The organism is Kitasatospora sp. NPDC050463 (genome assembly GCF_040655255.1).
In the GTDB taxonomy this organism is placed as follows: Bacteria; Actinomycetota; Actinomycetes; order Streptomycetales; family Streptomycetaceae; genus Kitasatospora.
On record NZ_JBFAJO010000013.1, the window covers coordinates 138,175 to 147,219 of the forward strand.

The 9,045-nt window shown below is 71.3% G+C and carries 11 protein-coding genes; 3 read left to right on the forward strand and 8 right to left on the reverse strand.

Annotated features, from left to right (window positions below; genetic code table 11):
- Positions 1 to 131: 131 nt before the first annotated feature.
- Both AB0J08_RS11325 and AB0J08_RS11330 read left to right on the forward strand, forming a co-directional pair.
- Positions 132 to 305, forward strand: a complete 174-nt coding sequence (locus AB0J08_RS11325; protein WP_360630571.1) for a hypothetical protein — start codon at positions 132 to 134, stop codon at positions 303 to 305.
- A gap of 112 nt (positions 306 to 417) precedes the next feature.
- On the forward strand, positions 418 to 1,662 hold the full coding sequence (locus AB0J08_RS11330) for a helix-turn-helix domain-containing protein (RefSeq protein ID WP_360630574.1): 1,245 nt from the start codon (positions 418 to 420) through the stop codon (positions 1,660 to 1,662).
- A gap of 628 nt (positions 1,663 to 2,290) precedes the next feature.
- Here the strand turns inward: AB0J08_RS11330 and AB0J08_RS11335 are convergent.
- The 4 genes from AB0J08_RS11335 to AB0J08_RS11350 all read right to left on the reverse strand — a co-directional run bounded on the left by AB0J08_RS11335 (position 2,291) and on the right by AB0J08_RS11350 (position 5,987).
- Positions 2,291 to 3,673, reverse strand: coding sequence for a DHA2 family efflux MFS transporter permease subunit (locus tag AB0J08_RS11335; protein ID WP_360630637.1), 1,383 nt, complete (start codon positions 3,671 to 3,673; stop codon positions 2,291 to 2,293).
- Between the two features lie 200 nt (positions 3,674 to 3,873).
- Complete coding sequence (locus AB0J08_RS11340) at positions 3,874 to 4,362, reverse strand: MarR family transcriptional regulator (protein WP_360630577.1); 489 nt, start codon at positions 4,360 to 4,362, stop codon at positions 3,874 to 3,876.
- Positions 4,363 to 4,457: 95 nt separating this feature from the next.
- On the reverse strand, positions 4,458 to 5,729 hold the full coding sequence (locus AB0J08_RS11345; protein ID WP_360630581.1) for a hypothetical protein: 1,272 nt from the start codon (positions 5,727 to 5,729) through the stop codon (positions 4,458 to 4,460).
- 90 nt (positions 5,730 to 5,819) lie between these two features.
- Entirely contained in the window at positions 5,820 to 5,987 is a 168-nt protein-coding gene (locus AB0J08_RS11350; RefSeq protein ID WP_360630585.1) for a hypothetical protein, read from the reverse strand.
- On the opposite strand from AB0J08_RS11350, the gene AB0J08_RS11355 reads away from it, so the two are divergent.
- Positions 5,971 to 6,357, forward strand: coding sequence for a DUF4291 family protein (locus tag AB0J08_RS11355; protein ID WP_360630588.1), 387 nt, complete (start codon positions 5,971 to 5,973; stop codon positions 6,355 to 6,357). The genes AB0J08_RS11350 and AB0J08_RS11355 overlap by 17 nt on opposite strands.
- Positions 6,358 to 6,517: 160 nt before the next feature.
- Here AB0J08_RS11355 and AB0J08_RS11360 read toward each other — a convergent pair whose 3' ends face one another.
- The 4 genes from AB0J08_RS11360 to AB0J08_RS11375 all read right to left on the reverse strand — a co-directional run bounded on the left by AB0J08_RS11360 (position 6,518) and on the right by AB0J08_RS11375 (position 8,722).
- Positions 6,518 to 6,883, reverse strand: coding sequence for a hypothetical protein (locus tag AB0J08_RS11360; protein ID WP_360630591.1), 366 nt, complete (start codon positions 6,881 to 6,883; stop codon positions 6,518 to 6,520).
- A 313-nt stretch (positions 6,884 to 7,196) separates the two neighbouring features.
- Complete coding sequence (locus AB0J08_RS11365) at positions 7,197 to 8,000, reverse strand: DUF2637 domain-containing protein (protein ID WP_360630594.1); 804 nt, start codon at positions 7,998 to 8,000, stop codon at positions 7,197 to 7,199.
- A gap of 58 nt (positions 8,001 to 8,058) precedes the next feature.
- Complete coding sequence (locus AB0J08_RS11370) at positions 8,059 to 8,472, reverse strand: hypothetical protein (RefSeq protein ID WP_360630597.1); 414 nt, start codon at positions 8,470 to 8,472, stop codon at positions 8,059 to 8,061.
- A 115-nt stretch (positions 8,473 to 8,587) separates the two neighbouring features.
- Positions 8,588 to 8,722 carry a hypothetical protein gene (locus tag AB0J08_RS11375; protein ID WP_360630600.1) on the reverse strand — a complete coding sequence of 45 codons (135 nt, stop codon included), beginning with the start codon at positions 8,720 to 8,722 and terminating at the stop codon, positions 8,588 to 8,590.
- Between the last annotated feature and the right edge of the window lie 323 nt (positions 8,723 to 9,045).

Consider the following 9,045-nt stretch of genomic DNA (forward strand, 5'->3'; position numbering starts at 1 on the left):
TTGTCAATCTCTTTGGCAGATGCTTGTCAAAGAACCCGAGGTGAGCTACCTTGCCGCTGCGGAGTGATCGGGGGGAAGCCGGCCCGTACCGCCGCCAGGATTCACTGCTGAACAACCCTAGGGAATGCACGATGAACACACTCCGCCGCACGCTCGCGCTCACCGGACTGGCGGTGGTCCTCGCATTCGGCGCAGTCCAGAGCCTCCATACGCTGTCCGGCCACCCCGCCTCCACGACCACGGCGGGAAGTGGCATCACGATCGTCGTACCCGACGGCAAGGAGGGCGACATCGAGTGGCCGTGAGCGGCTCCGACCAGCCCTGATCCACCGCGTACCGGGCCCCGGTTTGACAGAATTGCCGGGGCCCCGGTGCGGGCTTGACAAATGCCGGTGGCGCTGTGGCAGTGTCGTCGCCATGCTCCAGACGTCCATCCAAACCCTGCCACAGCCCTACTTCGGGATCCGGCTACGGACGATCCGGCAGAACCGAGGCATCTCGCAGGCCCAGCTGACAGGGCCCGGCATGTCCGCCGCCTACCTCTCCCGTCTGGAGTCGGGCAGCCGCCCGCCGACCGACCGCGCGGTGGCCTACCTCTGCGACAAGCTGGACCTGCCGCTCTCCTCGTTCCAGGCCGAGCCGACCGACCGCACCGCCGAGACGCTCGCCATGGTGGTCTCCGGGAGTGACACCGAGGACGCCACCCGCATGCTGCTGGACACCGTGCGGCAGGGCGCCCCCACCCACCCCGCACTGCGCTGGCAGTCCCTCTGGATGCTGGCCGAGAACCAGCGCAAGAGCGGCGCCCGCCAGGACCAGCAGCGCACCCTGCAGTCGCTCACCGAGCTGAGCGACCAGATCGAGCACCCCCATCTGCAGGTCAGAGCCCGGGTCCAGCTGGCGCGATGTCAGAGGACCACCGGCGACGTCCCCGCCGCCCACCGGATGGCCACCGAGGCCTACGCCCTCGCGACCGAGCACCAGCTCTCCCGCAGCGACCTGACCCGCACCCTGCTCGTCCTGATCTCCGTCGAGGCGGAGACCGGCCGGCTGGTCGAGGCCGTGGACCACACCGACCAGGTGCTCCGGCTCGCCGACGAACTCCCCGTCGCCCTGCGCGCCGAGTCCTTCTGGACGGCCGGCAGCATCCGCATCCGCCAGGGCCGGCACGCCGACGCCGCCGCGCTGCTGGAACAGGCCATGGACCTGCTGGGCACCGGCAACGAGGAACTGCTGCTCTGGATGCGGCTGAGACTCGCCGCCGCCTCGCTCTACCTGCGGATGGACCCGCGCCGCACCGACCAGGCCGAACGCCGGCTCCGCGAGGCCGCCCCGGCCGTCGAGCTGCTCAACCTGCCGGTCCACCAGCAGGAGTTCCTCACCCTCCAGGCCCACCTGGCCTTCCACCAGGACGATCGCCCGGCCGCCCGGGAACTCTGCGAACGGCTCGGCGACCACCCCGAGCACCTGTCCTTTCGGGACCGCGTCCGGCACCTCATGCTGCGCAACCAGCTGCGCATCCTGAACGGTGAGCGCGACGTCGCGATCCGGGAGCTGGAACAACTCGCCCAACAGGCCCAGGACGCGGCCAACATCGACCTCGCCTCCGAGGTCTGGCGCTCCCTCGCCGTCACGCTGGCCCAGGCCGAACGCGCCGCCTGACCCGGCTCGGCCCACCCCCGGTCACCGTCGGCAACCGATCCCGACCGACCGGCGGAGGACGGGCCCGCTCGAACGCCGCGACGCGGAGTGCCCCCCGGCCGGAGAACCCGGCCCAGCACTCGCGCACCGCGCCCCTCGGTGGCCGTTGTGCCGACCCCGCCGGCCGCCGCCCGCGCAGCCCCCGCCTCCTTCGCCGCCGCCGCTCCTCGCCGTCGGCCGCCTCGCGCTGCCCTCCGGTACTGCGGCGCTGCCCTCCCGCGCTGCCCTCCCGCGCGGCTCCCCCGTGCCCTTTCGTGCTCTTCCGTGCTCGTCCGTCACCCCCCGGTCCCGCTCCGCGCTCCGGCGAGCACCGGGACGGGACGAGGCCGAACCGCCTTTCCACACGGCTACGGATTCCGTCCTGAATTTGGCGATGATCACACCTAATACCCATATCCGGAGGATCTCCGGCCACTTCGTTCCGAGGCACAAGTCCGCGAAGACCGGCATAGCCGACATGTCCCGAACGGGACATGAGAAATGCCCCGGAATCCCTTCCGAATCCTTGACAGCCGGCCACCGTTCGCGCCGTGACAACGCAGCGGGCCACCGGGGTGGTAGCCCCGGTGGCCCGCTGCGATATGGCAGGTCAGAGCACCGGCACGGCGGGCGGCTCGGCGGAGTTCGTGCTCCGGGCGGGCTTCAGGACGACGGCCGTGACCAGCAGGGCCAGTCCCAGCAGCGCGGCGGCGACCGTGAACGCGAGCCGGAACCCGCCGGTGAGAGCCTCCGCGGCGGGGTGACCGGCGCCGGTCAGCGCCTCGGTCCGGGTGGCCGCGAGGGTGGTCAGGACGGCGACGCCGAGAGCCGCACCGACCTGCTGGGTGGTGTTGAAGAGACCGGAGGCGGTACCCGCGTCGGCCGCCCCGGCACCCGACATGCCCAGCGCGGTCAGACCGGAGAGCACCAGACCGCCACCGCCGATCAGCAGCATGGTCGGCAGCAGGTGGACGAGGTAGTCGGCGTCGGCCGGCAGCCGGACGAGCAGCCCCAGCGCGGCGACCAGCAGGGCCAGACCGGCCAGCAGGACGTTGCGCTCGCCGAAGCGGGCGTTCAGCCGGGCGGAGAGGAACAGCGACACCGCTCCGATGGAGAGCGCCGCCGGGAGCATCGCGAGACCGGTCGCGGCCGCGCCGTAGCCGAGGACGGCCTGCAGGTAGAGCGCGAGCAGGATCTGGAAGCCGAACAGCCCGGAGATCGCGAGGACCTGCACCAGGTTGGCGCCGGCGACGGTACGGGAGCGGAGCATCCGCAGCGGCAGCAGCGGCTGGGCGGCGCGGGCCTGGCGCAGCAGGAAGCCGGCCAGCAGCAGGGCGGCGAGCACGCCGAGGCCGAGGGTCCGGGCGGAGGCCCAACCGTGCTCGCCGGTACCGACGATGGTGTAGATGCCGAGCATCAGGGCGGCGGTGATCAGCACCGCACCGAGGGCGTCGGCGCCGGCCCGCAGGCCCGGGCCGCGGTCGGCTTCGAGCACCCGCACCGCGAGCACGATGGCGGCCAGGCCGAGCGGCAGGTTGATCAGGAAGATCCAGTGCCAGTTGAGGGCCTGGGTGAGGACGCCGCCGAGGACCTGGCCGATCGAGGCGCCGGCCGCGCCGACGAAGCTGAAGGTGCCGATCGCCCGGCCTCGCTCACCCGGCTCGGGGAAGAGCGTGACGATCATGCCGAGGCTGACCGCGGAGGCCATCGCGCCGCCGACACCCTGGAGGAAGCGGGCGGCGATCAGCATGCCCTGGCCGGTGGCGACCGCGCAGAGCAGCGAAGCGGCGGTGAAGAGGGCGAGTCCCGCGACGAAGACCCGCTTGCGGCCGATCAGGTCGCCGAGCCGGCCGGCCAGCAGGAGCAGGCCGCCGAAGGCGATCAGGTAGGCGTTGACCGTCCAGGTCAGGTCGGCGGACGAGAAGCCGAGGTCGGACTGGATGGCCGGCAGGGCCACGGTGACGATGGAGCCGTCCAGGATGATCATCAGCATCCCCGCGCAGAGCACCGCCAGGGCGAGGGCACGGGGGCGGGCGGCTGCCGCCCGGGTCGTGGCGGGTGCGAGCGGGACGGATGCGCTCGGGGCGTGCGTGGTCATGGCGGGTCTCCCCCGGTTCGTCGAGTACCGGGTATGACACTAACAGATAGTTTTGTTCGGGACTATCTTTCTCGGGAAGGTCCCCTTCGGGATACTCAGCTCCGGGAGCGGCGGGCCCGCCGAACCGTCCGGTCGCTCTCCACCGGCTCCGCCAGGTGCCCGCCCACCAGGTGCGTCAGCGCCGAGACGAAGGCCGTCCGCTCGGGCTCGGGCAGCGACTCCAGAACCTCGCGGTGTACCCGGTCCGCGATCGCGGTGCCCTGCTCGACGGCCCGTTCGCCCGCCTCGGTCACCGAGATGATCCGGGCCCGGCGGTCGGTGGCGGACGGGCGGCGCTCCGCCAGGCCCGCCTTCTCCAGCTCGTCCACGGTGACCACCATGGTGGTCTTGTCCAGGTCCGACAGCTCGGCCAGCTGGATCTGGGTGCGCTCGGTCTCCAGCGCGTGGAACAGCACGCAGTAGGCGCGCGGGGTGATCCCGAGCTCGGTGAAGGCGGCCGCCATCCGGGTCGCCAGCACATGGCTGGCGTGGTCCAGCAGGCCGGAGAGGTCGCGGATCTGGCGCACGGGCGGGGTCGTCGTCATGCGTCCGAGCGTAGCAAAGCCGTCTATCGGCAGATGATCCCGTGCGCAACCAATAGTTCCGGGGAGCCGGGCCACCGCGTGGGTGCGGGCAGGGCCTACGGAATGCCCAGCTCGAACAGCGCGTACCCGGCGTACCAGCCCGCCGCGAGCGTCGGCATCGCGAACAGACCCACCATCGTGGACACCCGGACCCGGCGCAGCGCGATCGCCAGGCCGATGAAGAGCGGGAAGGCGGGCAGCAGGTAGCGCGAGATGTTGCCGAAGATCTGGTTGCTGCTCAGCGCGGTGAAGACGGTCAGCAGCGTGTAGATCACCAGCACCAGCGGCGGCCGGGTGCGCAGCAGCAGCACCAGCAGCCCGGGCAGGGCGAGCAGCAGGGCCACCGCGATGAGGTCGGGCGCCGGATTGGACTGCCAGAAGTCCCAGTGCCCGGTGATCACGTCCAGGAAGGTGCGCGAGGTGGAGGCGCCCCAGTCGAAGTAGCGGTTCCAGGCGCCGCGCTGGAGCTTGAAGTAGCCGCCCCAGTCGCCCATCCGGTAGCCCACCCAGGCGACGTACCCGAGCAGGCCCCACGGGGTGATCAGCATCGCGGTCAGCGGTCGCGCCACGCCGTCCGTCCGCCGGACCAGGGCCACCAGCGCGGCGATCGAGACGGCCGCGATCAGGGCGGCGGCGGTGGGCCGGTTGAGGCCGGCCGCGAAGGCGAGCAGGCCGGCCGCGAGCCAGCGGTGCGTCATCACGCAGTAGCAGGCCCAGGCGGAGATCGCGACGAACAGCGAGTCCGAGTAGACCGCCCACTCGGCCCCCGAGCCCGGGAAGAGACCCCAGATCACCGCGGCGGTCACACCGGCCCGGAAGCCGCCGAGCCGCTCCGCGACGGCGAAGATGCCGGCCGCCGCGACGAACGAGGCCAACACCGAGACCGCGATGCCCGAGCCGTAGGGGCCGAGGCCGGTGACGGCGCCGACCAGGCGCATCAGCCACGGGTAGAGCGGGAAGAAGGCGGCCGAGTTCTCGTAGTAGGTGGCGAGCGGGTAGCCGTGCAGCGGGATCAGCTGGGGGTCGTAGCCGTTCTCGGCGATCCGCTGGTACCAGATGCCGTCCCAGGTGCCGAGCACGTCCCAGGGCTGGGCACCGCCGCCTCGGCCCGGGTCCTTCCTCAGGAAGTCGCCGGTGTGCGAGAGCAGCAGCAGGAAGACGGTCAGGCCGGTGGCCTTCACCACCGCGTACGCGCCGAGCGCGGGCGCGAAACGGTCCACGGCGGCGCCGAAGCGCCCCTGTCGCTCGGCGTCGCCCGGAGCCGCCCCGGTACCGGGCGGCTCCGCGCTCGCCGGTTCCGTGCTCGATGTACTCGATGCCGTGCTCATCAGCTCTGGACTCCCGCCCCCGCTCGTGATCGGCGCCGCCACGATCGCGCCGCCGAGCGAGCCTACGGCACGGGGGTTCGAGCGCCCGCGTCAACCTTCCGCGCCGGACACCCCGAAGGAGTAGAGCCGGTGCAGGGCGTCGACCAGCTCGCGGCCCCCGGCGCTGAGGGTGCGGCCGTCCGGGGCGGTGAGCGGGCGGCGGGTGACCAGCCGGGCCAGTACGGCGCCGGGGTGCAGCAGCGTGCCGGCCGGGTGCACACGGCCAAAGGCCGACTGGCAGCGCGAGCTGCGCCGCAGCCCGGTACGGGTCCGGTGGGACCCTGAGCGCGGGATCCACCTCCAGCCGCCGGCCTGGCGAGCGGGCCGGGCCGGGCTGCGCGGCGAGGCGGTGCGGCGGTCCGCGGACGAGTGGATCCGCCCGGTCACCGACGTCACGGAGGTGGCCGGCGAAGTCCGGCGCACCAGGGACCACGCACCGCTGCCGACGGAGCGGCCGTACCCGCTGACGGGTCCCGCCGCCGTCCGGGTGGGGGCGGCGGCTAGGCAGCAGGGGGGCCGTCAGCCGTGCTGGCAGACGATGCCGATCCTGGTGAGCTGCCAGAGGGCCGGCCGGCTCGTGGGCCCGTAAACGGACTCGGTCCCCGGAGGCCGTGCTTCCGGGGACCGACTCCGCTCTTGACCAGGGCTGGCGCTTCGCCCCCGTCCCTATCCCCCCGAGCGGACAGAGGGAGTGGACAGAGAGGGCGCTCTGCGGTCCAAGTGGCCGGAGCCGTGGCCGCGCTCGGCGCCTAGAAGGCGACGTTGGTGCAGTTGGTGTTGTACTCGATCTCGGGCGCCGGGGCGAGCAGCCCGGTGAGGGTGGCGGCCTGCGGCGCCGTGGAGCAGTTGTTGCTCTGCTCCGAGGCGCCGCCACCGCTGGCGTCGACGTTGAGGCAGTTGGTGTCGTACTCGATGTCGGGGGCGAGGCCCGTCAGGGCGAGGACACCCGGGGCCGTGGAGCAGGTGTTGCTCTGCTCGACGGAGCCGCCGACGTGGTGGCTGGGGTGGCTGGGGTGGCCGCCGTCCGGGCCACAGGCGCTGGCGCCGCTCGCACCGGCGAGAATCAGCGCACCCGCAGCCGCCGTGAGGAACGCCGCCTTCTTACCAATGATCATAAGAGCCTCCACATGGGATCTACCCGCACATTCCGCGGACACCTGGCTAACGACGGCACCTGGCAAAGGTTCGGAAGCGTGCCCAGCTTCACCCGTCCGCACTACAGACTTCAGGCTCCGTTGCCCCATTGCCCGGCGGAGTCAACGTCGGCCCCGGCAGCCGATATCCGCAGTCATCCCGCCGGGCCGGCGGTTGTGCCTGCGCTCAAGTCGCCTGCGGGCCTTGCCGGTCCGGCTCCACGGTCGAGCGTCGCGCCCGGGCCCGAGGAACCGCCTGGCAGACCCGGCTCCGATCCGTACGCGGTGAAGTCGGTCATCCACGGGCCCTGTGCGTGGGCTCTCGGCCGGACGCAGCAGGCCGCGCCCGCGGGGGCAGGATGATCTGGCGTACGAGTTGGTGGAACGAGACGACGGCGGTGAGTGGAGGGAGCGCGGCGACGACCACGCCGGGAAATGTCCTGGAGGCGTGAATGACGCACAGGCCGGTGGCGACAGCCGAAAAGAGGACCACCACGACCCACGAATACGTGGCGCGGTGCCGCGTGAGGGTGGCGCGCAGGATCGACAGCGAGGCGACGAGCCAAGGGCCGTAGACAACCAGGGGCCACAGCTCCGCCAGGTTCCGTGAAACGCGAAGCGATGCCAGGTCCTGCAGCGGGTTATAGGAGAGCACCCATCCGAGGACGCTCACCGTGGCGACGGTCAGAGCGGCGAGAGCTGCGAACACGGTGCTGAGCGCCTGGGGCCACTGCCGCATCCTGGATACGCGGGGGCGCCGGCGACGGATGGCCCGGCGCTCGGCGGCCCGGCCGGCGTCCGGCATCTGCCCGACGTCCGGCACGGGACCGGCGTCCTCCGCGGAGAACTGGATCCGGGTGAAATCCGGTGGGGGATCCCACCCGACCTCGCCCGCGCCAATGCTTTCCGGACAGTGCGGGTCTTGGCCTGCGAAATTTCCGTAGTACCAGCCGGGGTCACGGGGGACGGAGATTATCCCCGTGGCACCCTGGAATCCCTGGTAGGTCCCGAGTTCGTAAAACGACGTCGCATAGGCATTATGCCCCTGCCATGGCTGGCCATCGGCGAATGCCGGTCCGGTTGACACTTCCACTCTCACGCGGCAGATAACGCGGCAAGCATGCCGTTGGTATCGACTGGAGGAACGATTCACCCAGTTAGCTCAGGGCCGGCGCTCCCAGCAGAACGCCGAAGCGCCCCATGGCATCGGATTCGATCTCCTGCACCGTCCACAGAAAGTCCACCCACAGTTCGGAGCAGTGCCGGAGACGAACCCGCTCCGCGCCGTACTCGAGGAAGATCTCTCCGGCACCCAGAAAATCACTTGAACCTCCCAGCGGATCCCCCTCCTCCACTCGGAACCGGTCGTCGGCGTCGGTGAACCGAAAGTCTGCGGACGCGGGGAACGAAGTTGTCGTAGTCACACCCGCATCAACGACGATCAGCTTCGCCCAGGTATGCGGCATGCGGGCGAATCTCCATTTCGCGCCGGCCGGTTTCAAAGAACGACCGGTCGCCGCAATCCGCCGGGCCTGCGCCACCAACACATCTTCGTCCGGCGTGGCGGGCAAATAACATGCAAATGTTGGTTATCAGCGATCTTGCGCGGGGACCCGCCGGGGTCTCCACGGCCGCGACCCGGCGCGGGGCTTGGCGGTGGCGGTGACGGTGACGACGGCGCGTCAGTCAGCCCTGGCCAGGGTCGCGACGGACCGTCAACCGGGCCGCGGTCTCGGCCGGCCACTGCCCGCAGAGGCGTCGGCGTCCGGCCGCGGGCCGCGGGAGCAGGAACAGGAACAGGAACAGGAACAGGAACAGCATCTGCTGATTCCGGCACGGGGCCGGACACGGCGGATCCCTCAGCCTGGGAACCCACCCGCCAGCGGCCGGGCCTCGCACGCATCTGGTGGACCGGGCGCGAACTCTCGGCCCGGCAGGACCGGATGCCCGGATCCCGCAGTGGCCGGACGGGTCGAAGTGGCCGGGTTACGCATGGGGCTGCCGGTCGTCGTCCGCGTGACGGGAACCGGCGAAGGAGTCGAGTCGCGGTGAAGTTCCCCCGCTGAACTGGACAGCCTGATACTGGGACGGTTGAGTCCCGGAGGAAGCAGTCCAGATCGTGAGTGGCAAGAGCAACATGAGCA

What these genes read in the sequence shown, in the direction of transcription:
- AB0J08_RS11330 (WP_360630574.1), top strand. Translation starts at nt 418, where the DNA reads ATGCTCCAGACGTCCATCCAAACCCTGCCACAGCCCTACTTCGGGATC.
- AB0J08_RS11375 (WP_360630600.1), bottom strand. Translation starts at nt 8,722, where the DNA reads ATGCTGTTCCTGTTCCTGTTCCTGTTCCTGTTCCTGCTCCCGCGGCCC.
- AB0J08_RS11340 (WP_360630577.1), bottom strand. Translation starts at nt 4,362, where the DNA reads ATGACGACGACCCCGCCCGTGCGCCAGATCCGCGACCTCTCCGGCCTG.
- AB0J08_RS11325 (WP_360630571.1), top strand. Translation starts at nt 132, where the DNA reads ATGAACACACTCCGCCGCACGCTCGCGCTCACCGGACTGGCGGTGGTC.
- AB0J08_RS11360 (WP_360630591.1), bottom strand. Translation starts at nt 6,883, where the DNA reads ATGATCATTGGTAAGAAGGCGGCGTTCCTCACGGCGGCTGCGGGTGCG.
- AB0J08_RS11345 (WP_360630581.1), bottom strand. Translation starts at nt 5,729, where the DNA reads ATGAGCACGGCATCGAGTACATCGAGCACGGAACCGGCGAGCGCGGAG.
- AB0J08_RS11335 (WP_360630637.1), bottom strand. Translation starts at nt 3,673, where the DNA reads ATGCTGATGATCATCCTGGACGGCTCCATCGTCACCGTGGCCCTGCCG.